This is a genomic window from Pseudomonas sp. NPDC087697 (assembly GCF_044743155.1).
Classification (GTDB): Bacteria; Pseudomonadota; Gammaproteobacteria; order Pseudomonadales; family Pseudomonadaceae; genus Aquipseudomonas.
Genome location: NZ_JBIUVW010000007.1, coordinates 140,316 through 163,773, shown reverse-complemented (window position 1 = coordinate 163,773; position 23,458 = coordinate 140,316). Strand labels below are relative to the sequence as shown.

Genomic DNA, 23,458 nt, shown 5'->3' with positions numbered 1-23,458 from the left:
GGCACAGGAATACCTGGCAGCACCGGCCTGTCGCTGTTCAACACTTATTTGTCGTAACTTTAAGCTTTATCGACACGCCAAGATGATTGCGACGGGCCAAGTACATCGGGTTTATCCTGGACCGCCCTGCCGTCTGTTATCCCGGCTCGCTGATATAACCCGACTGCAGTGCCTTGCGAATGGCCGACTTACCATTACTGACTTGAAGTTTGCTGAAGATATTCTTCATATGAAACTTGACCGTGCGCGGACTCATCGAAGCCAGCAAGGCGATTTCGTTGTAAGTCTTGCCCATACTGGTCCAGGACAGGACCTCGGTTTCTCGCGGTGTAAGGACGCTCGTCGCAGGCGCGGTGACCGGCACGCAGCTCTCCAGCGCTTCATCGTAGACCGAAACCAGCAGCATCTGGATATCGCTTTTATTGGCCAGCACCGCTTCTCGGAAGTGCTTGCCTTCGGCCAGACTGCAAAGGTTGAGTATGGAATAGAACCCACGGTTGCCGTGGACGATGAAACTGGCCCCTTCGCTCACTGGCCTCAGCGCGCAAGGTGCGGGGGCCGATTCGTTCGCGGGGACCAGCAGATTCTCGTCGCTCCAGAAGAACGGCTTCACACGCCCCTTGGAGAGCGTCAACAACTGTTCCCGCTGATAAAGCTCGTCGGCGCAACTGGGTTGTTCCAGCGCATCGGGAAAATTGGAAATTATTTCCGCCTCATCCAGCGTCGGCCCGCACTGATAGACTTCGAACAGCCCCAGTCCGCGGCGGGTCAGTTCGGCGTCAAGCAGCTCGCGCACATCGAGCGGCTGCAAGGGCGTGTTGTTATTTGATTGACCGTCGCTTCGCATTGGCCTCATCCCTGATGATCGTGAGTACAGATGAGTCTGGCCCTCTGCTTATCTGTGCTTCAATCCTGAAGCACCCTTATAAAACAGCTATACGTCCATTTTCCTTGTAGGAGTTGTCCTACAAGGAACAGGGCGAGAATGAAACACGCCTTGGTTTTCTTGTCCAGAGGTTCGCTCGATAAACAGATCGAAGGACCTCGTCACAGCGGCGCCAGCCAGCTCGTCGAGCTCATCAAGCAAAGCCCGGTTTCACATCGAAGGCGGTTTTTTATTGGGCCTGTGTCCCGTCCTGAAACAGATTTATACCTGTTTCAGGACGGGACAGGTTCGACTCAAATCAAAATAAATCAGCCCCACTCTTTCGTTTCAGCACTTCTTCGTCTGCTCTTTCGCCTGCGCCCACACACGCTCTTCCTGCTCACGCAGCTCGGGTGTGAACTCGGCACCGAAATCTTCTGCCTCGAACACCTGACGAATTTCGATCTCGGCCTCCGTGCCTGGCATCGGGTTAGGGCAGCGTTTGACCCAGTCGATGGCTTCCTGCTTTGACTTCACCTGCCACAGCCAGTAGCCGGCGATCAGTTCCTTGGTTTCGGCAAACGGGCCGTCGATCACCGTGCGCTTCTCGCCCGAGAAGCGCACGCGGGTGCCTTTGCTGCTGGGGTGCAGGCCTTCGCCGCCGAGCAGGATGCCGGCCTTGACCAGTTCCTCGTTGTAGTTGCCCATCGCGGTCAACAATTCCTGGGTGGGCATCACGCCGGCTTCGGAATCCTGGCTGGCTTTAACAATGATCATGAATCGCATCGTCGTCTCTCCGTTGGATTTGAACTACTCACTACCTTGTCGAACGGTAGCGCCCCAAATCGACAGCCTTTCATTCTTTCTTGCCGCGCCCCCAAACGATCCTAGGACATTTCCTGCAAACCGTAGTGCATGTGGTGAACTGGCGAGGAAGGATCAGGAGAGATAGCCTTCAGGTGTCGCTGCGCATCAGCGATCGGCTTTGACAGGCTGAAAAGTGTAACCTTTCACTCGTCCTGAAAAGACGGCATGCTTTCTCGCATGCAGTTTCTTTATGGCGGCTGTGCGCGGGGCATCTTCGGATGCGCCGGGTTCTTACACTTCTGGTCTGTCAACCCGCGTACGGCTGCCACCCAATCCTGTTTGACAGCGGGGGGCTGGCAGCTTCTATCACCAGTGTAAGGAGCTCCACCATGAAAAAGATCACCCCAATCCCCCCGAAAAAACCACCACTCCCGCAAGCCAGCTCTTCACCCTTCTCCCCGACATCGACACCGAAACCCTGCTGATCCACACCAGCGAAACCCTCGCTTCGCTCAATGTCATGACCACCGACCTGGCCTTCCAGCTCGAAGACTCGCGCCGCAATGTGGCGCTGGCGATTCAGCAGTTGATCGTGCTGGGCGAGTTGCTGGTGAACCGGGCGTTGGAGCACTTCGACACGCCGGACGCTACGCACGAACCTCATACCGCCGCTCACCACTGAGTGGTCACGTTCTGCTCATGAATGGAGGTTCTGCCATGGCTCGATACATACCTATCACCGGCATCGACTGCACCGTCGCATCCCTGTTGATCGACACCGAAGCGCCACTGGACGTGCTGCACGAAACAGCCGCTTATCGCATCCGCACTGCGACCCAGTTGCTGGAGAACGTCGCCACCGGCGAGGGGATTCACAGTGAACTGGCCCGTGCGTTAGTGGTTTCGCTGCGCGATGGTTGCGATTTGCTGGATGTCGTTGGGCGACGATTGCAGGCGCAGGTTTTGTCATCGTAAGGAAAAAAGTGGCCCTCGCGGGCTAATGCCCGTCAGTTAAGAGACTGCAGGCGAACGCATGACCCGTAGCAGCTGCCGAGCTCGCGAGGCTGCGTTCGAGGACGAAGCCCTCGCAAATCCTGTGCATACGGTTTGCCTGGAAGACCGCATTGCATGATTTTACGACTGCTTCGCAGCCGAACGCAGGCTTTGCCAGCTGCTACGGATTGCGTACTGGCTTAACTGACTGGCATTACCCTCGCAGGCCACCTTTAGCAATTGAGTTAACCCATGCGCTGCTCATGCTAAGCCTCAGACTCAACGGAAGGTTTCAGCTTCTGTCACTTACCGTTGAGCCAAAAGGTCATTGTGAGAGGGCTACCCCGCACGCCCCCACCGCCGCTTCACCCACAACGCCCCCACAATCCCCACCGCAATCGACGCCAATGGCAACGTCGAGGTCAAACTCAGCGTCGGAAACACCAGCAAAATCTGTGAGTCGTTGCCACCGAGCATCATCGACGCACCGGTGCCCATCAGCACCCCGGACAGCAAATGCGTGCTCGCCTTCGACAGGTTGAACGGCTGGTAGCGGAAGGTTTTTCGGCGCAGGGTGAAGCTGAGCATGCCCACCAGCATCATCACGAACACCGCGACACGCTGGCCGGTGATGGCCGTATGTTCGGGCATCCAGAACAGCTGTGACAGGTGGTAGAAGAACACGCTGGGCGTCCATTGCGGTTCGAAGGTGTACAGCGCGCTGGTTAGCGCTCCCAGCAGCATGCTGGAGAACACCAGGTGTTTGTCGCCGTGAACATAGGCCAGAAACAGCAACGCCATCAGCACCACACCCAGGGTGAGCAGATAGTGGCTGCTGGAGATTTCGGGCATCAGCAGGGTTCTGTGCTCGGGCAGCATGTTGAGCCGATACCAGAGCACAATCCCCAGCACCCAGCCGACAATCGTAAAGGCTTTATTGAGGTTGCCGCAGGTGAGCTTGGTCAGGGTGCCGACGCTGCAACCGTCGTTGAGCACCGAGGCGACGCCAAATAACAGCCCGCCACCGATCAGCAGCGGATACCCGACTTCTGGCGTGAACAACGGCTGGCTGATCCCGAAGTGGCGATAAATCGGCGCCAGCAGCAGGCCGAACAGTCCGCAGGAAACCAGTGCCACGAACAAGGTGGGTCGGCGTTTGAGCAGCAAAGCGCTGGCATTGACCAGGCACATGCCCATCCGCTGCGAAACCCAGCCAATCAGAAATGCCAGCAGCCACGCGATCAGCAACGAAAACACACGCCTCCTTGCATCCTGGCAGACCCATTGATGGGTAAAGACTAGTCGGATTTTCAGCAGGCCCGCCAAGGCGCCAACAACGCCACCGTATCGACCCGTTCAACGCTGCCGACCAACGTACTGGCTAACAGCAGGATTGCTGCTAGTTTTTCAAGCGGACGCGGCACGTGTCACACCGGCCTGCCGCAAAGGCAAGCTACAAGCCCGCTCTAAAGCTGATTTTGCCGCTGATCATTTGCCCTAGACACACTCGTCAAAAGACGTAACGGGTGACCGACTCGGTTCTGCAGCGCTATAAACCGGTCCTCCCTTGCCAATAATGTTTCCAATTCACAATTTGTTAAGAAGTGGCCTCGTATACTTTCGAGTCCTGTTTTACTCTCGGCCCTCATCCTTTGGTAGCCTGATGCCTATGTCACGCCCTGCCCCACTCCTGTTGTTACTCACCTGCCTGCTGTTCTTCTTCGCCCTCGGCAATCACCAGTTGCAAGGTTCCACGGAAGCCCGGGTTGCCGGCATCGCCATGGAAATGCACCTGGACAACGATTGGGTGACGCCGCGCCTGTTTGGCCAGCCCTTTCTGGAGAAACCACCGCTGAGCCTTTGGCTCGATGCCGGGGCGATCCGTGCATTCGGTGGTACGCCATGGGCGGTGCGACTGGCCTCGGCCTTCGCCGGGTTGTTCAGTGTGATGCTGCTGTACACCATGCTGCGCCGGTTCGGCCGGCCAACGACCCTCGCCTGGGTCGCCGGGATCATGCTGGCAACCATGGCCAGTTACTGGGGCAATGTTCGCGGTGTCGGTGAAGATGCGCTGCTGAGCCTCGGCGTAACCCTGGCGCTGCTTTCGTTCTATCAGGCCAATCGTCAACACGCCGAACAGCGTGGAGCCCTGGGCAGCTGGCTGCTCTTCGCCGTCGGTATTGCCATCGCCACGTTGAGCAAAGGCGTACTCGGTCTGGCGATGCCGGGTGTGGTGATCTTCGCCTATCTGTTGGCCGAGAGCCTGATAGACAAACGCCTCAGCCTGCCGCGCTGGATAGGCCCGGCACTGGCAACCCTGCTCGGGCTAATCCCCTTGGCGATCTGGCTCTTCGTGCTCTATCAGCGCGGCGGCTCGCAGGCACTGGCCGAGGTGTTGCTGACCAACAGCGTCGGTCGCTTCAGCGGTTCGTTCGTTCAAGCCGGCCACTACGAGCCGTTCTATTACTACCTGACCAAGCTGCCGGAAGCCTTCCTGCCGTGGAACATCCTGGTGTATCTGGGGCTGTGGCACTTCCGTAAGAGCCTGGCGAACAATCGCTATCTGTTGTTCTTTACCCTGTGGCTGCTCGCACAGTTCCTGATGCTGACCCTCGCGTCGAGCAAGCGCACGGTGTACCTGATGTCACTGACACCAGCCGCCGCCGTCATCGCCGCGGAATATGCCGCCGTGCTGTTCGAGCGCCTGCGCCAGCACACCGAAGCGTCGACCCTGATCGGCAAAATCGCCCGAAATCGTCGTGGTATCGCGATCGGCATCATCAGTCTGTTCATCGTCGCTTATCTGTCCGCGGCCCAATGGGCGTTTCCACGTGCCGACCGCAAAGAGTCGTTCCTGCCATTGACCGATCAAATCCAGGCAATGCAGGCCAACGGTCAGGAAGTAGCGCTGTTCAAGGCGAACGAACGGACCGCCGGGGCGACCGTGTTCTATACCCATAGCCTGCTCAAGGACCTGGAGACCGACGCCGAGCTGACGGCGTTTCTCGCCGCCTCCCCAACCAATGTGGCGCTGCTTGCCGGCGATTCAGAACCCACAGCACCGTTGAAGATAGTGAAGCAAATACTGGTGGGTCGTCAGGTGTACTACTTCGTGACGCTCTAAAACAGCCAGCAAAAAAAACGGCACCTGATGCAGGTGCCGTTTTTTATTGTCCGGTGAAAGTAGCGACTAACACCTGAGTCTGGCCGTCATTGGGACGACTTACTTGATATCGACTGATAGCCAGTCCGAGGCTTCGATAACCCCAAGTACTTTCGGGTTTGCATTCGCGCTATCAACCGTAAAAAACAGTGACGCGCCATACCCCGGGGTCGACGTCGGCAACTTCAGTTGTTTTTCCAGTTCCGCCATGCACTCGCTGTGGGTGACCAACATCAGGTTACGACCGGCGACCTTGTGTGCAAGCACGTCACGCAACATCGTGCCTTTGCAGTTGAAGAGCCAATCCTGGGCGCTGCCAAGTGTGTTGAACATGTAGTGCGACGTTTGCACGGTCCGCGTCAACGGACTGTTGTAGATGTCGGCGTTAGTCAGGCCCAGCTGCGCGAACTGCGAACCAATCCCGGCAGCCACCGCACGCGCGCGTTCGGTAATACCGTCGGTACTGTCCAGACAAGCAGCTGTGGAGTGGTCGCATCGCTCAACATGACGGATCAGCACAATCGTATCGCCCTTGGCCCAACTGGCCGCCAGGGCCTTGTCCCCGGCAATGTTGCCATGGGCCAGATCCGCTGGGCCGGCGGGCCGGAGCAGCCAGAATGTCAGCGCGATAACAAAGAGTGCAGCCAGCAGTGCAACTGCACCGAATTTAATGCGAGTGAGCCCGCCCACATTCAGTGAACGTTTGATACCCGGACGACCCAGTCTTGACTCCACTTTCAAACTACCCCTGACACTCGAATGCCCGATTGTACGGCCGACTTTAGAATTCGACGAGTAAGTGCCCGGTGAAATGAATGTAAAAAAGCTCAACCAACGCGCGCGCCCCAACGCCCTCTCCCTCGCATTACTGGGCCAACAGACTGTAAATCCTCGTTACGAAAAACGTTTCAGCTATCGCGCCTGCCGCCGATATACCCCTACGAACTCAATTCTGCTGGCCTCTAAAAAAAACAATCTTCCAGCCAACTGACGATCAAGAAGCGCAACGTTCCTGGAGGAATTTTTGATGAATAGCTGGTTCGCCAACATCAGCGTCAACCTGAAGCTGAGCCTGGGCTTCGGCCTGGTGCTGGCCCTTACGTGCATCCTCGCCCTGACTGGTTGGACCAGCCTGGGTGGGCTGATCGACCGCAGTAACTGGATGAGCGATATCACCCAGCTCAACGCGGGACTGACCAAACTGCGGGTCACCCGTTTGCAGTACATGCTGGCCGACGGCGACGAAACCGTGGCGCAGACCGTGCAAACCGCCCTCGACGGCTTCAAGGCCCAGCAGCAAAAGCTGCTGTCGAGCCTCAAGAGCCCGGAAAACCTCAAACTGCTCAATGAGCAGGGCACGGTCATCGACGCCTACCAGCAGTCGTTGAACAAAATGCGCAACGCTTATCGGACCGCGGGCGCCGCGCGTCAGGCCATGGGCGAGAACGCCGAAAGCGCCAACACGCTGATCAATGACATCAACACCCGTGTGCGCCAGATGCCCTTGAGCGATCAACGCTTCGAGCAGTTTCAGGCCATTACCGAGGCCAAGGAACAGTTTCAGCTCGCCCGCTATGAAGTACGCGGCTACACCAACGACAGCACGCCGGCCACCGAGCAAAAAGCCGTCGCTCAACTGGACACGGCCATCGCCAGCCTGAAAATACTCAACACGCATTTCGCCGACACCCAGCAAGACGCGTTGCGCCAGCTGCAAAACGCCTTGCTGAATTACCGCAGCGCATTGCAGGCCTATAAAGCGGCCAACAGCGACGCGGTCCTGGCTCGCCAGGAAATGACCGCCCAGGGTAATGACATCGTGGCGCGCAGTGACGCGCTGTATCAGATTCAGCTGGATCGCCGTGACGCCGAAAGCACTCAGGCACGCACCCTGCAACTGATCAGTACATTGCTGGCGTTGCTGGTGGGCGTTCTCGCTGCCGTGATCATCACCCGGCAGATCACCCGCCCACTGCGCGAAACCCTGGCCGTGGTCGAGCGTATCGCCGGCGGCGACCTGACCCAGGATGTCCGCGTGACCCGTCGCGACGAACTTGGCGTGTTGCAGCAAGGCATCGCACGGATGGGTGTCACCCTGCGCGACTTGATCAGCGGTATCCGCGATGGCGTCACGCAGATCGCCAGCGCTGCCGAAGAGCTGTCGGCCGTGACTGAAGAAACCAGTGCGGGGGTCAACAGCCAGAAGATCGAAACCGATCAGGTCGCCACCGCCATGCACGAAATGACGGCCACCGTGCAGGAAGTCGCACGCAATGCCGAACAAGCTTCGCAAGCAGCAGCAGCGGCTGACGGTGAAGCCCGCGAAGGCGATAAAGTGGTCAACGAAGCGATCGCTCAGATCGAACGTCTGGCCAGCGAAGTGGTGCGTTCCACTGAAGCCATGACCGTGCTGCAACAGGAAAGCGACAAGATCGGCAGCGTCATGGACGTGATCAAGGCCGTCGCGGAACAGACCAACCTGCTGGCGCTCAACGCCGCCATTGAAGCCGCACGCGCCGGTGAAGCCGGTCGTGGCTTCGCCGTGGTCGCTGACGAAGTGCGCGGCCTGGCCCAACGCACGCAGAAATCCACCGAGGAAATCGAAGGTCTGGTCGCCGGTTTGCAGAACGGCACCCAGCAAGTGGCCGCGGTGATGAACAACAGCCGCAGCCTGACCGACAGCAGTGTCGAGCTGACCCGCAAGGCCGGTGTGTCACTGGAAAACATCACCCGCACGGTGTCGAACATTCAGTCGATGAACCAGCAGATCGCCGCCGCTGCCGAGCAGCAAAGCGCCGTGGCCGAAGAAATCAGCCGCAGCATCATCAACGTACGCGACGTCTCGGAACAGACCGCCGCCGCCAGCGATGAAACCGCTGCGTCCAGTGTTGAACTGGCGCGGTTGGGTAATCAGTTGCAGATGATGGTCAGCCACTTCCGCGTGTAACTCCCTTCGCGCGTCCTCTGCGCCAGCACCCGTGCTGGCGCAGAGGACTGACCTCGCCTACTCAGAACACGTTATTTCGAAGTCCTACAGATCGACAGGATTCGTCCCCAGCCAAGCTGCGATGTTTCCGTGATCCATAGATTGGAGAGCTGACGGCGCACTGCCTCCCCGCACAGTAATGTCGATAACTCCACTTCACAGGAGACTCATTGGCATGGACGACTATCCACTACTCCAGGCACTGATCAAGGCCAATAGCCCCGACATAACCGTCGAGCAGCAAAGAAGTTTCAAGGACACACTGAGGCTCACATCAGTGTTCGATATCACCCGACTCACCGAAGCCGGTTTCCTGGAAAAGCTCAAAGACTTTCGCCATATCAACGGTAGTGGGCTCTACGACAACGCCAAGTGTTTTGCCGCCCAGATCAGTCATCTCTATCGGGAGCATCAGCTCTCATCGGGGGAAGCCCAACACCACTGGCACCCCCCAGGCATTCGTGCAGTCGACAAAGAAGGCCCCACCTATACCAATCTGTTCAAGGAAAACTGGGACGAATCCTGCAAAATCGATTCGATCGCAGCCGTCGACTCGCCTGCTGCCTACCTTCGAGCCCTGTACCTGTTTGCCAAGCAACTGGAAACCAGCGCCTCACTATCAAATACTGAATCCTCCAATCGAATCCTTCTGGAAAAGCGAAGACCGGATCTCGCGACGCTATCAATTGATCAACAAAACACCTTTACCCCACAACCCATGCTCCAGATCGTCAATGACATCCTGGACAAGAACATTCAGGAGGCGCTGCAGAACACCAATGACAGAGGTAAATCGACGTATGAGGTACTGGCGCAGCGACGTTACCCGTTTGTTCTTCCCTATGAGATGTTCCATCACCAGTGCCTGTTGGGTCTCAGTGAAAAGAAACCATCGCTGGGGGAATTGAACTACCTCATCAGCACCAGCCTCCCCATAGCACAGACAGTCAACATTCAATACGGCCAGGTACTGACAGCCACTGTCGGCGATGCCCAACAGCTGTTGTCCGGACTCGGGCCGCAGCAGCAAACATTGCTGACAAAAGTCCCAAGAGAGGATGAGCAGTCCAAAGATGGATACTGGAAAAGTATCTACGGAACCGATGATTCTTCCAGCCTGAAGAACCTCAACACTTTTCTGGAGCAAACCAAGCTCAACGCAGAGCAGCTCGAAGCGCTGCTGTCACTAGGCAAACATACCCCACGTCAATCCAGTAACTACACCGCGCCAGTTTCACTGTCTGCCCTCTATGGCGCCCGCTATGTAAATGGCCCTAGCACCAGCGTCGTGCGCATGACGCTCACCACCAACCAGGGGATCAAGGAGATCGCCCAGACGACGCCCCAGCGGCTCGAACGTCTGCATCGGATGATCCGCTTGCAACGCTGGCTCGACATTCCTTTCGCCCGGTTGGACACGCTGATCGTCAGCGCCTTTAAGTCGAAAGTGCCAAGTAATCCGCTCATGCAACTCGACACCTACACCGTGCGCACCTTAGGGATCTATCGCTATTTGAACCGTCGGTACTCGATCAATGCCGACGAGTTTGCTGCTTTACTTCATCGAGTCGCCCTTTTGCGATCGGAGACGAAGCGTCCTTGTTCGACCGGGTGTTCAATCAGGTCCGACTGTTCGATACGCCGCTGTTACTCGATGGGCGCCCCTTCAGCACTGACGCTTCCGACCCGGCCTCGCATACCATCCTGCAGCACCTGAGTGCCTGCCTTGGCCTGCCTCTGACCGAAGACTCGCTATTACTGATCGTCAGGAACACGCAGCGGTATGTTGGTCCGCTCAAGTGTGATTTAGACACGCTGTCCTCGATCTACCGGCAGGCGCGAATTGCTCGGATGTTCGGTATCTCGATCACCGACAGCGCAACGCTGACGAACTTGCTGGGTGGGGAAAGCATCTCTAGATGTTTGGCAAAAGGAAAAAACTCAGACATCCGCACAATCCAAATAGAAGCCAGTGAGGGTGACGAGTCTTTCAATCTGGTAGCACGCTTCCATTTACCCGAGCAATTCGATCCCAATAATCCTCCCCTGCTGCTGCAAGGATCAACGCTGATACTCAATACTTCACGGTTCGCCAATACAAATACTCTCAATGAGATTAGCGTCCTTTTCCCCGCCATCTCGAGCAACGACGTCCAGCGAATCAGCATCGGCCTGATCCCGACCGTTTACGCTAATCTAAAGACCTCTCTAACGGATTGTCCAATAACACTGAACGGTGATCTCGATGCACTAATACATCGTGAAAGCCCGTTTGTGAAACTAACTGCGCAGCTCGATAACCGCGATCTAGAGCGTGTCTACACCAGTGTCACGCTCACACAGAGTGAGCCTCAGGGGCTCGACACACTCAACTTGCTTGATGTGCTGATGCAAATGGACTGGATCACTAACTGGCTCAGTGAATCCGCCTACGACATCCCCAAGCTGCGACGCCTCCTGGAGCCCATGGGCAACAACGATCATACGTTTCAGGATTTGCAGCGATACCTCACCAAACTGCATGACGATGCCCTCCAGTGTGTGGTCACTTCAGCGGAGCTGGCAAAGCTGGGGCTTCCAAAACAATTCAACTGGCGCAATTTATTGGCTGCGACGCTGCTTGATGAAAAAGGCCTGGTGAAAGACTTTGCGCCGGCCATCGAAGATGACGTGCCACAGCAACTGGTCATGGCACTGAACAGCGTGATTGACCCACTCCTCCTGGATAACGACGCCGGCGAAAATTCCAGGCTCAAAGACAACTGCAAGCGCAAACTCAAAGACCTGCTGTTGCTTGCCCATGATCGACAGCTACACCTGATCGAGAAGTTCTTGCAGGAAACCTCGCAGCTCCCCATGAACTGCGCAAAGGGAGTGCTGTCATGGGCAAGCACCTCGGCCCACCAGATCCTGGCCGATGCACATTCAACCAGGCTTTCCCAGGTGCTACACCCGGTTATGCGCCATGCCGAAGCTGCCGTTCAGCTGCATCTGAGCAACAGTGCCCTGCGCTTGTTCCTGCAGCATCCTGATTGGCTGGAAACACCCGGCACACAGCTGAAACTGACACTGAGCTGCTTGTATCTGCTGGATCGTTCCAACCATTGCATGACCAGCAATCAGCACCCCGAAGAAAGCCTGCTGAGCTACCTGCGCCTCGCCAATTCGGGCGCTGCCGTGACAGCAATACAGAACAGTTTCCTGGCCAAACTGCTGAACTGGACATAGGCTGAAGTCAGCGTTCTGACCGCAAATCTGCTGCATAGCCAAGCCCGAACAATGAAGGATGTGGATTGGGTAATGCGTTGCCATGCAACCTGCAAGGCCACGGGGCTGAGTGCCACCTCACTCCTCAGCGCAACCGCCCTGAACAACGCAAGCGCGTCAGACGCCTGGAAGAAAGTCTCTGAAGCCGTCATGGCCGCCAGTCATTGATCCCATTACATGCTCAAGGAATGAACATGTCTGCCTCGATTGAAAAGCATCTCAACGAAAGTCTGCGTGATGCTCAGCTCGCGCTCTACCTCTCAGCGATCGTGCCTGATGACGAAACACTGAAGGCACTGAAGATTGCAGAGCATCTCAAGACAGCCAACGACCTCTACCATTACTGGCTGCTCGATGTACTGGTCAGCCAGGACGTGCCCACCAGCCAGGTAGCCTGCGCCACTGCAAGCCTGCAGCAATACATCAACAGCATTCTGGCCAACATGGAGCCTGGATATCAAACCGCGGACATTCCGACGGACCAGGTAGAAACCTGGCGTAGCGCGATGCATCACTATCCGACCTGGGCGGCCAACCAGCGCCTGCATTACTTTCCGGCGATTTATCTGGACCCAACGCTGCGAAAAAACAGTACCGAGAGTTTTCAGCAACTGGAAAACGACCTCAACCAGAACCAGCTCACATCCGGGTCGGTTCAAACAGCAGTGCTGGCCTATCTGACAAAACTCGAAGAAGTTGCCAACCTGAAGACCCTCAATGGATACATCGACGGTAACGACTTCGCCAACAGCACTTATTACTTCATTGCCAAATCCCGCGCCGAGAACACCTACTATTGGCGCTCGCTGGACATGTCTCAGCGCCCGCTGACAGGGACGCCCGATTCAACACCTGGCTCTACCGCCGCAAAATACGATGCCCCCGAACCACAGGCCTGGTCAGACTGGAAACGCGCCAACCTGCCCATTTCCGAAAGCGCCATCGAACACACCATTCGCCCGGTCATGTTCAACAATCGCCTGTATGTGATCTGGGCCGAATGCGTCTTTCAGGACAAGACGGCAGTCACCAAGAGAGCGGACGACAGCAAAATCGAGCCAGAAAGCGCCAACGTCAATCCGCTGTTCCGATTGAACCTTTGCTACAAGAAATACGACGAGAGCTGGAGCACGCCGCAGACCTGTCTACAGGGTTACAGTTCAAATGTGCCGCTTCAAACATTGAAGCTGAGCGATATCAAGCAGAACACACACACCATTACCGTTCATGATCAGGCGTCCCCAGACTCACTGTTCATTGCTCTCTATGTTGCCCAAGAAGAGATGTCGGAAAGGTCTACTAAGTTTGTAATGTCTCAAGTCATCGATAAAGACTCCAATACCGCATCGATGCTTCTCCCGGATGGAGTGTTCGCCGACAAGGAGGATCGTGAACATCACATTCGCGTTAAAGCGCTTGTCGAATCGTTGAGCAAAATCGATACAGCAGCATTTCAATTCAAGCAGACACCTTCCACTTCAGATGAAAAACGACTGCTTTCCCCTCCTAAAATCGCGTCCCGTCTGGACAATTCTTTAGGTACCACCGAGTTCATTGATTTTTCAGGCTCATCAATAGAAAACAGCGACAACGAGACACGTCAGCAACGCCAACCGATCCGCATGAACATCACCTTTGCCCGGCATCTGATCGAGCGTGCCGAAACGAGCATGGAGAGGCTGCTGAGCTGGAGTTCACAACATCTTGAAGAGCCTGCTTTCAGAGAAGCTGATACAGCACAAACGATGGACTTCTATGGCGCCTATGGTCGCTACTTTGTCGAGCTGTTCCTGTACCTTCCATGGCTGGTAGCTCACCGTTTTAACCTGGAGCGTCAATACAGTGAAGCCGAACACTGGCTTAATTACCTGTTCAACCCCGGCCGTAAAAAGCTCTACAACGAGAACCCCGACTACTGGAATACCGTGCCGTTGATCAGCACCACTCCTGCACCAGGCCAACCCACCTACGCCATTCTCGGCCCGCAGGACCCGCATCAGATCGCCCTTAGTCATCCGGTGCACTTTCGCAAAGCCCTGTACATGCTCTACATCGATATTCTGGTCAATCGCGGCGACTTCGCCTACCGCACGTTAGCGCCTGACGGGTTAGCGCAGGCCAAGCTCTGGTACATCCGCGCACTGGACTTGCTTGGCCCGCGTCCGGATCTCAGACAAACCGACCTCTGGAGCGCCGTCACGCTGAAAAAATTCAGCGACGAGACCAATACAGCTCTACGAGTCTTTGAAAATAAACTGGGCAAAGATCTCAAACACAAGGCTCCAAAAGATTCGCCAGAACGTGTACCGCAACTCTGTGTGCGTCCTTATGCAGAGCCACCCTCTGTGCATACGATCGACACACCACATCTGCGCTTGCCGTTCAATCCTGTTCTGATCTCTCGCTGGGAGAAACTCGAAAGTCGCCTGCACAATCTCAGAAACAATCTCGACATTGTCGGCAAACCATTGGGACTTGCCCTTTTCGCAGCCCCCGCAGCACCAGGCGACCTGCTCGGTTCCCATCCCAAACCCGCCGCAGAACCCGGAATTTACCAAAGCCTGGGTTCAGAGATCCCGCCTTACCGCTTCAACACCCTGCATGCCCAGGCCATGAGCGCGGTGGACACTGTCATTCAGTTCGGCACGACTCTACTGTCCTTTATCGAACGCACCGAGCAAGCCATCTATCAGGAGATGCAACAGCAACACCTCTGGGATCTGGCAAACATGGCCGTGGACCTGCAGACCCAGGCGTTGAAAATCGACCAGAAAAACAAGGAAGCCTTGCTTGCCAGCAAAGCGATTGTCCAGGGGCGCATGGATTACTACAGTCAACGGGTGGACGAAATAGTCAATCCAGAAGAAGTGGCGGCCACCGCATCGCATCTAACCGGACGCATCGCGGAAGCCGCTGGTTATGCGGCCCAGGTTGCCGGTCACGGCATGAAGGTCATCCCCAACATTTTTGGCCTTGCGGACGGCGGCCATCGCCTGGAAGGGGTGCCTTTTGCCGTGATGGCCGGCGCTCAAGGCATAGCGGCCGCTGCCCATGGGGTTGGCGAAGCCCTCGAACGTGCAGCGCAATACCGTCGTCGCCATCAGGAATGGACACTCGCGCGTGATCAGGCGCGGCTCGAAATCGCACACCTTGATACACAACTGGCGCTTGAAACCGAACGGGAAACCGCCTCCCTGCTGGTATTACGACAAACTCAAACATCGCTGGCGCAAGCCCGGACTATGTACGCATTCCTGAGCAAGCGTTTCACTAACTCGCACCTTTACCAGTGGTTTACTCAACAACTGTCGAGCTTCTATTACCAGGTGTATGACGCAACCTTGTCGCTATGTCAGCACACTGAACTGTGTTGGCGCTACGAGATGGCCGACTACACCACGCAGCCGTTCTTTCAACCCAAGGCCTGGAACAGCACCTATCGTGGACTGGGACCTGGCGAGATGATGAAAGTGAGCTTGCTGAAGATGAAGAATGCCTACCTTTTGGGCAACGAGCGCGAACTGGAAATTCGCAAGACCGTATCACTGCGACAGCTCAAGGCGAAAACCAGAACCAGCACGATCAACAAAGAGTGGGTGGACATTCGCGCTGACCTGAAAAAGGGAAACTACGAGTTCGAGCTGACCCACGAGTTGTTCGAAGACGACTATAAAGATCAGAAACATTACCTGCGGCGCATCAAAACCGTCAGCGTCTCCTTGCCGGCCATTCTCGGCCCCTATGAAAACATCCGGGCAACACTCACCCAGACCTCCAGCAAGGTGGTCATGTCCGCCAATGACGAGACGCAGATCAAGGAAAGCCTGCGAGCCAATCAGCAAATCGCCCTTTCTACCGGATTCGATGACAACGGTCTGTTCACCCTGAACTTCAACGATGAACGCTACCTGCCCTTCGAATACACCGGTGCCATCTCCACATGGCGTCTGACCTTCCCGAACCCCAAAGCGCAGCAAGCCATGCTGGAGTCACTGACCGACATCATCGTGCACATGAGCTACACGGCCAGAGCAGGCGGAGGTTCGCAATGAGTGAACAAAGCGCATTGCCGGTTAGCGCGCCGTCACTGCCCAAAGGTGGCGGGACCATTCAAAGCATCGGCAAAGGAATGGGCGCAATCGGCTCACACGGAGCCGCTTCGTATGAGCTTGCGTTACCCATTTCGCCAGGCCGTGGCTTCGCACCATCGTTGTCGCTGAACTATGGCAGTTCGCTCGGCAATGGCGTGTTCGGTATCGGCTGGGGAATGGCATTGCCCACCGTCGGTCGACGCGCCAGCCAAGGTGTTCCGGTCTATACCGAGGATGACGAGATTGTCGGCCCCAACGGGGTCGTGTGGATGCCCGAACTCGACTCGAAAGGTGCCATCATTCGAACTCACATCGACAATTACAACGATCTGAAACTGGGGACGACCTATACCGTGGTGCGCCACTTCCCCAGAGTCGAAAGCACCTTCGACCGAATTGAACATTGGTCCTCAGAGAGCGACGAGCCGGGTTTCTGGCTGGTGCACGGCGCCGAGGGCAGCCTTCACTTGTTCGGGAAAAACCCGGCATCGCGTCGGACCGATCCGCAGAATTCGACGCATGTCGGCGAATGGCTTCTGGAGGAAAGTCTCAACGCCCACGGCGAGCACATCCTCTATCAATACACGGCAGAAAATCACAACAATGGCGCCACAGCCCAGCGCTACTTGAGCCGTGTGAGCTACGGCAACTTCAAGGCCGATGCGCACCTCTACCTGTGGCAATCAGACCGACTGAAACCTGTGCAATGGCACTTCGAGTTGGTGTTTGACTACGGCGAACGGGATACAGGGTACGAACAAAAACCGGCGTACACCGGGCAACAGTGGCAAAGCCGCAGCGACGGCTTTTCGAGCTACGCCTATGGCTTTGAACTACGCACGGAACGCCTGTGCCACCAAGTGCTGATGTTTCACTGTTTTCCCGATGAGCTGGGCGTCGCCCCCGTTCTGGTGCGACGCCTGCTGCTCGATTATCGTCAGACGCCTCTGGGCTATCACCACCTGAGCGCGGCCCATGATCAGGCGTATAACAACCGGGCAACTGCCGATAATCATCCGCCCGTTGAATTCAGCTACAGCGAGTTCAAGCTCCCCTCTGATACCCACACCTGGCAGCCGTTTCAGAACATGCCCGGTCTCAACGACGGTCAGCGTTACCAACTGGTAGACCTGTACGGCGAAGGACTTCCAGGGGTGCTGTATTCCAGTGAAAATGCCTGGTATTACCGCGAGCCCATGCGAGCCAACACCAAAAGCAATGAAGTGGCTTACGATCAGTGGCGCGCCTTGCCAACTATCCCGACCGCCGACACTGCCAAACCTGTGCGCCCGTCACTGAGCGATCTCACGGGCGATGGTCGACTGGACTGGGTCATCGCACAGCCGGGGCTGAGTGGTTTTTTCTCTCTCGGCCCCGACCGCAACTGGTCGGATTTCGCCACGTTCGATGCGTTCCCTACGGAGTTTTTCAATCCGCATGGGCAGTTGGCCGATCTGATGGGCGAAGGACTCAGCGACTTGACGCTGATAGGCCCGCGCAGCGTTCGGCTGTACGCCAATCAACGAGAAAAGGGCTTTGGCGCTGCTCGCGAAGTGGCTCGTGAAGAGGACGAAGACGCCCTTCCCGTACTCACTTCTTCACCCTGCGAGCTGGTGGCTTTCAGCGATATCCTGGGCAGCGGTCAACCGCACCTGGTGCGCGTTCGCCACAATGAAGTGAAGTGCTGGCCAAACCTGGGGCATGGACGTTTCGGTAAAGGCATCGTGCTGGGTTCGCCAAACCTTGCGTACGAGACATTCGACGCCTCGCGTATCCGCCTTGCGGATCTGGACGGCTCCGGCGCCACCGACCTGATCTATCTGGAAGCCGAGCAGGCACGGATTTTCATGAACCTCAGCGGCAACGGTTTCGCCCCTTCAGTTGCCCTGCACTGGCCGGAAGGTGTGCGCTACGACCGACTCTGTCAGGTGAGCATCGCCGATCTGCAAGGGCTTGGCTGCTCCAGCCTGATACTCAGCGTGCCGCACATGGCCCCTCAGCATTGGCGCTACGACTTTGTCAGTGAAAAACCGTATTTACTCACGGGTACCAATAACAACATGGGCGCCGCAGGCAGAATCCGCTACCGCAGTTCGGCACAAGAGTGGCTGGATGAGAAAACGGAGAAAATAAAAGCCGGCAGCCCCCTCACCTGTCATGTGCCCTTTGCCCTGCATCTGGTCGAGAAGCAGGCCCAACTCGACGAGATTACCGGCAATCGACTGACCCAGAGCCTTTCCTATCGCCAAGGCTTCTACGACGGAATCGAACGGGAATTTCGCGGCTTTGGCCTGTTACTGCAATCGGACAGTGAAACCAACCCCGGCGATACCGACTCGCCAGGTTTTACGATGCCGTGTCTGAAAAAGAGCTGGTTCCACACCGGGCAAGCAGTCGATGCGTCACGTAGCGGTTATCACCTTGCTGACAAACAAGCCGTAGTGCTGGGCAACGCGTTGTTGTTCCGCTACTCACCCGACACCCAAAGCGACACACTCATCGCCCCGCCAGACGTGGCGACCGCCCTTGAAATGGCTCGTTCCCTCAGCGGTCATTTACTGCGTACCGAGCTCTTCGGATTCGATAAGCATCTGAAAACCCGAACGCTGTATTCGATTGAGGAAAACCGCTACCGGGTACGCCTGCTGCAAGCGCCAAGGGACAACCAGCTCTACGCCCGAATGTTGCCACTGCTACTGGAGTCCATCAGATACCAATACGAAGGCATTATTGATGACCCGCAATGCCAGCACACCTTCAATCTGCAGCACGACACCTACGGTGCACTGACGCATGGCGCGAGCGTCCATTACGCCCGACGTAAAACCGGCAGCGATACTCCACCGTTCAGCGATGCCGACCAACAACAATGGTGGCGCGACGCTCACGATCCAGCGCAGCAGTTCTACTACCTGAACGAAACCCTTGCCGAATTCATTCATCTGGATAGCGCCCAAGGTTGGCGGCTGGGTCTGCCTTACCGTCAGCGCACCAACGCGTTGAGACTTCCCAAAGCACCCGAAGCCTTGGGGCTGTTCACAAAGGACATGACTTACGAAAAGCTCATCGAGCTCGTCAAGGGAACGGACTGGACGACCCAGAGCGTCCTGACTGGCCTGTCCTTGCAGCGCTACAAGAACACCACCGCAGAAACCCTACCGGACGGCGTCGCTCACTTCGAAGCCTTGGCCGACTATCTGGAAACAGCCGAGCTGGACGAAACAGCCCTGAAAGCCTTCAGCGTATTGCCGCAAGACGCTCGCCCCAAGGGAAAATTGCTCGAACGAAGTGGCTATCACCGCATGACCGATTTTCTCCCAGTGTCCACGTCCCCCAGAAAACTCTGGTCCGTCAAAAGCGCTTTCGTGACCTATGCCCTGCAGGAAGGCTTTTACCGGCCACAGACCTTACAGACGAGCAAAAGCCTCGATCCGACCGAGGTCAGCTACGACAACTACCACTGCTTTATCACCGAGTTCAAATTGCCCGATGGCTGCGTCACCAAGGCCATCTATGACTACCGCTCACTCCTGCCCCTGAGCGTTACCGATCCCAATGGCAACGTACAAGAAAGCCTCGTTGATGCTTTCGGCCAGGTGCTGGCCACCAGCTTTTACGGCTACAAGAGCGACAAGCTCGTCGGTTTCAAACCTATAGGTGAGTACAAACGGCCGCTATTCAAAAGCCCGGCAGACGCGATCAAACAGCACAAAGAAGCTCTGCAAGACGCCGCCACTGCCACCTATTACGCGCCGTTTAGCTGGATGGGTTGCGTATCGGCCGCAGCACTGAAGGACACAGACTGGCTAACGCGTTGCGTGATCAACCATGACTTGCTGCCGAGCGGGCATATCTGCGCTTCGGCCCGAGCCCGGTTGTCGGGTCTTCAAACCCTCATTGCCGATGAGGTGAAACTGAAAAGCGAACTCGATGCCTCGACACGTGAGCCCGTGCACGTTGCCGTACTGATCGCGGATCGGTTCCCCGATGACAACCAGAGGCAGATCCGTATCAGCGTTACCGACATCGACGGCTTCGGTCGGACGCTGCAACACAAGCAAAAGGTCGAGCCAGGAATCGCCCATGTCGTCAACGACCAGGGACAACTGACACTCGATGGATCATCAGCACGCCAGCAAGTCGCCGCACAGCGCTGGCGTGTCAGTGAACGGGTCGAATACAACAACAAGGGATTGGCGATCCGTACCTACCGCCCCTACTTCGCCGATCAACACCGCTCTATCGATGATGCGTCCTTGCGCACGTTCGGCCACCACGACCAGCAGTTTTACGATCCATTGGGGCGCCCTACCCATGCCCGTCAAGCCAAACAAAACGGTGTCTCCTATCTGCGACGACATACCCGCCACCCTTGGTACACCGTGGACGAGGACGAGAATGACACGCTGGAAGAAATCATGTCCGAATCCTCCACTACCGGAGGTGAGGCATGAACGCACGCCTTCACCGCAAGACCCCCACCATCAGCGCCATCGACAGTCGTGGCCTGCCGGTGCGGCAAGTCGCTTACTGGCGACGCAATGCAGATGACAGCGCTCAAGCGCGCATTACCCATCAGCACTACAACACTGCCGGGCACCTGATTGCGCAGTGGGACCCACGACTGTTTGCCGAAACATCAAAAGCCAATCTGACAACCGCCTACAGCCTGTCTGGCAAAGCGCTGTGGGTGGACAGCGTCGACGCCGGGTGGCGTCTGAATCTGCCAGGGGATGCCGGCCAGACGCTGCGCAACTGGGATCAGCGTGGCAGTCACTGGCAAACGAGCTTCGATAGACAATTGCGGCCGATAGCGATCCAGGAAGAGTCACCAGGGCATCCCTCACGCATCGTCGAACGCTTCAGTTACGGTGACAGCTCCTCGGATTGCGCCGAACTCAATCGGTGTGGCGCATTGATTCGCCACGATGACGGCGCCGGAACCCTGCTTATCAGTGAGTACGCACTCTGCGCCAAGCCCTTGAGCCAGACACGACACTTTCTCTTGAACGCTGAACAACCTGGCTGGCCGGCGGAGGAACAGGACCGGGAGCTATTACATGAGGAGGGAGATGGCCACGAAACGATCTGGCACTACGATGCACTGGGAGAAGTCCTCCGACAAATCGATGCCGGTCAACACCAACAGCGCTTTTCGTTTGACGTCGCCGGCCAGCTCAAAGCCGTGGGTCTGAAACTGAAAAACGCCGCGATCGAAAAAAACATCGTGAAGGATCTCGCCTACAACGCATTTGGCCAGGTTGAATCCCAGACAGCCGGGAACGACGTTATCAGCCGCGCCGTGTTCGATCCGGCCAGCGGTCGGTTGACCTCGCTCACCGCGTCCGTTTCCACCAGCACGTTACAGGCGCTGCACTACACCTATGACGCAGTGGGGAATGTGATGCGAATCGAGGACAAGGCCCAGCCCGTGCAATTCGGCAGTAACCAACGAGTCGAAGCCGTCAGCACATTCACCTATGACAGCCTCTACCAACTGATCAGCGCGACGGGCCGTGAAGCAGCGGGGCCGAACAGCCAACCCCACCTTCCCATCTCCAGCAGGACACCGATTGATGCCCGGCAACTGTTCAACTTTACCCAGCACTACGACTACGACGCTGGCGGCAACCTGACCGAACTGCGCCATGTTCGCGATCGCAACAACTACACCCGAACCCTGAATGTGGATAACGCAAGCAATCGCATCCTGTCCTGGAACCAGGGGGATGCATCGCCCGACGCTACAGCAGCCTTCGATACCAACGGTAACTTGCAATCACTGCAACCCGGCCAGTTGCTGCAATGGAATACTCGCAATCAGCTCAGCAGCGTGGTGCTGGTAAAACGCGAGGATGACCCTGATGACCATGAACGCTATTGCTATGACAGCAGCGGTCAACGCGTACGCAAGATACAAACAACCTATGCAGCGTCGGTGACTCACACCCGAGAAGTCCGTTATCTACCGGGCCTCGAAATCCGTACCCGCACTCATGAGCGCCTGGAAGTCATCACCGTGCAAACCGGGCGCTGCAGCGTTCGCTGCCTGCATTGGACCGAGGGCCAGCCGTCAGGTATCCCGAAAGATCAACTGCGCTATAGCCTTGACGACCATCTGGGCTCCAGCTCACTGGAACTCGACGACCAGGCCTGGCTGATCAGCCAGGAAAGTTATTTCCCTTATGGCGCAACTGCGTGGACGGCGTCTCGTTCGGCGGTGGAAGCCGATTACCGAACCATTCGTTATTCCGGTAAAGAGCGCGATGCCAGTGGCCTTTATTACTACGGGCACCGGTATTACGCACCGTGGTTACAGCGGTGGATCAGTCCTGATCCGGCGGGCGCGATTGACGGGTTGAACCTGTATTGCATGGTCGGAAACAACCCGCTGCGCTACACCGATCAACACGGCAACAACAAAGAAGAATTCAACCTCAAGGAAGAAATAGCGACCTACCCGAATATTTTGTCCGAAGTGCACAACAGGGTCAGTACGTTGAACTACCAGATCTATAACAGCATGCGTAAAAAAGACATCACCAAAAGACTCTTTCAAAGTTACGCCTACAACGCACTCAGGCACTTGATCTCGTTGGGAGCCGGCATACTGGCAGCGCCAGGCGGAGTAGTCGCCTCAGGGGCCGCCATGGTCAGCACCTCTTTAACGACTGACTCGATCGCCAGCAAAATTGATGCAACACGGCATCTGACGGCCGCGATATATCCACAAACTACTCGACTGGCGCCCGACGATATAGAACATGACGGCAGGACAGCCTTCTATGACCTGAACACAAAGTCCCGGAAAGCAATGAAAGATCTGGACCCACGCAACGCCAAAGGGCAAAAAAAACTATCGCTGGCGGTGACCAGTTTTATCCTGACAAAAGTGCTCAGGGTTCAAGGTGCGTGGATTCCCAACTTCGAATCGTCCACCCAGGCAACCAAAGCCTTGAACGGCATACCTGCACAGAAAATCGAACGATTGAACGATGCATTGCTTGTGCTCGATGGATATCTGGAACATGACGCCACTGCCATCAATGCTGCATTTGATACGTTGGGGGTAGAGGAGTTTTATGCCAACGGTGCGAAAGGTTCTCTGAGTCAAACCCTGGACCGGATGACGAATAATGTAGGCACGGCAGACGCCCGCACATTACGCCGCACAGAAATACAACACGAGATAACCAAAACCCGTGCAACGATACAGCGAGGAAGGGAACTGCTGTTCAGGCTTAACGAACACAACAAATCATTCGGCAGATAATCCAAACCCCATT

13 protein-coding genes and 2 pseudogenes are annotated in these 23,458 nt (G+C 56.5%); 11 read left to right on the top strand and 4 right to left on the bottom strand.

What is annotated here, in order from left to right:
- Nucleotides 1–136: 136 nt before the first annotated feature.
- Nucleotides 137–847, bottom strand: coding sequence for a LuxR C-terminal-related transcriptional regulator (locus tag ACIPIN_RS08060; protein ID WP_401117300.1), 711 nt, complete (start codon nucleotides 845–847; stop codon nucleotides 137–139).
- Between the two features lie 366 nt (nucleotides 848–1,213).
- Nucleotides 1,214–1,651, bottom strand: coding sequence for a YciI family protein (locus tag ACIPIN_RS08055; protein ID WP_401117298.1), 438 nt, complete (start codon nucleotides 1,649–1,651; stop codon nucleotides 1,214–1,216).
- 439 nt (nucleotides 1,652–2,090) lie between these two features.
- Here ACIPIN_RS08055 and ACIPIN_RS08050 point away from each other — a divergent pair.
- A pseudogene (locus ACIPIN_RS08050) lies at nucleotides 2,091–2,354 on the top strand (DUF6124 family protein); the annotation flags it as partial.
- Between the two features lie 35 nt (nucleotides 2,355–2,389).
- Nucleotides 2,390–2,647, top strand: coding sequence for a hypothetical protein (locus ACIPIN_RS08045; RefSeq protein WP_401117296.1), 258 nt, complete (start codon nucleotides 2,390–2,392; stop codon nucleotides 2,645–2,647).
- Between the two features lie 357 nt (nucleotides 2,648–3,004).
- Here ACIPIN_RS08045 and ACIPIN_RS08040 read toward each other — a convergent pair whose 3' ends face one another.
- Entirely contained in the window at nucleotides 3,005–3,922 is a 918-nt protein-coding gene (locus ACIPIN_RS08040; RefSeq protein ID WP_401117294.1) for a YeeE/YedE thiosulfate transporter family protein, read from the bottom strand.
- Between the two features lie 412 nt (nucleotides 3,923–4,334).
- Here ACIPIN_RS08040 and ACIPIN_RS08035 point away from each other — a divergent pair, with 412 nt between their 5' ends.
- Entirely contained in the window at nucleotides 4,335–5,789 is a 1,455-nt protein-coding gene (locus ACIPIN_RS08035; protein ID WP_401117293.1) for an ArnT family glycosyltransferase, read from the top strand.
- Between the two features lie 99 nt (nucleotides 5,790–5,888).
- Here the strand turns inward: ACIPIN_RS08035 and ACIPIN_RS08030 are convergent, their stop codons facing one another.
- The gene (locus ACIPIN_RS08030) at nucleotides 5,889–6,563 is read right to left on the bottom strand and encodes a histidine phosphatase family protein (RefSeq protein WP_401117291.1); all 675 of its coding nucleotides are present in this window, start codon (nucleotides 6,561–6,563) and stop codon (nucleotides 5,889–5,891) included.
- Nucleotides 6,564–6,855: 292 nt separating this feature from the next.
- Here ACIPIN_RS08030 and ACIPIN_RS08025 point away from each other — a divergent pair.
- The 8 genes and pseudogenes from ACIPIN_RS08025 to ACIPIN_RS07990 form a co-directional block, all read left to right on the top strand.
- Nucleotides 6,856–7,917 (top strand): annotated as a pseudogene (locus ACIPIN_RS08025) (methyl-accepting chemotaxis protein); the annotation flags it as partial.
- Nucleotides 7,912–8,775 (top strand): methyl-accepting chemotaxis protein, encoded by an 864-nt coding sequence (locus tag ACIPIN_RS08020; RefSeq protein WP_401117352.1) that lies wholly within the window; start codon nucleotides 7,912–7,914, stop codon nucleotides 8,773–8,775. The pseudogene ACIPIN_RS08025 and the gene ACIPIN_RS08020, both read left to right, overlap by 6 nt.
- A gap of 214 nt (nucleotides 8,776–8,989) precedes the next feature.
- Nucleotides 8,990–10,531 carry a Tc toxin subunit A gene (locus ACIPIN_RS08015; protein WP_401117289.1) on the top strand — a complete coding sequence of 514 codons (1,542 nt, stop codon included), beginning with the start codon at nucleotides 8,990–8,992 and terminating at the stop codon, nucleotides 10,529–10,531.
- Nucleotides 10,414–12,042, top strand: a complete 1,629-nt coding sequence (locus tag ACIPIN_RS08010) for a hypothetical protein (protein ID WP_401117288.1) — start codon at nucleotides 10,414–10,416, stop codon at nucleotides 12,040–12,042. The genes ACIPIN_RS08015 and ACIPIN_RS08010 overlap by 118 nt, the downstream gene beginning before the upstream one ends.
- Before the next feature lie 72 nt (nucleotides 12,043–12,114).
- A complete protein-coding gene (locus ACIPIN_RS08005; RefSeq protein WP_401117286.1) occupies nucleotides 12,115–12,249 on the top strand; it encodes a hypothetical protein in 135 nt (44 codons plus the stop codon).
- Nucleotides 12,250–12,275: 26 nt separating this feature from the next.
- Entirely contained in the window at nucleotides 12,276–16,133 is a 3,858-nt protein-coding gene (locus ACIPIN_RS08000; protein ID WP_401117284.1) for a neuraminidase-like domain-containing protein, read from the top strand.
- A complete protein-coding gene (locus ACIPIN_RS07995) occupies nucleotides 16,130–20,626 on the top strand; it encodes a SpvB/TcaC N-terminal domain-containing protein (protein ID WP_401117282.1) in 4,497 nt (1,498 codons plus the stop codon). Before ACIPIN_RS08000 ends, ACIPIN_RS07995 begins: the two co-directional genes overlap by 4 nt.
- Nucleotides 20,623–23,445, top strand: coding sequence for an RHS repeat-associated core domain-containing protein (locus ACIPIN_RS07990; protein ID WP_401117280.1), 2,823 nt, complete (start codon nucleotides 20,623–20,625; stop codon nucleotides 23,443–23,445). Before ACIPIN_RS07995 ends, ACIPIN_RS07990 begins: the two co-directional genes overlap by 4 nt.
- Nucleotides 23,446–23,458: the final 13 nt, after the last annotated feature.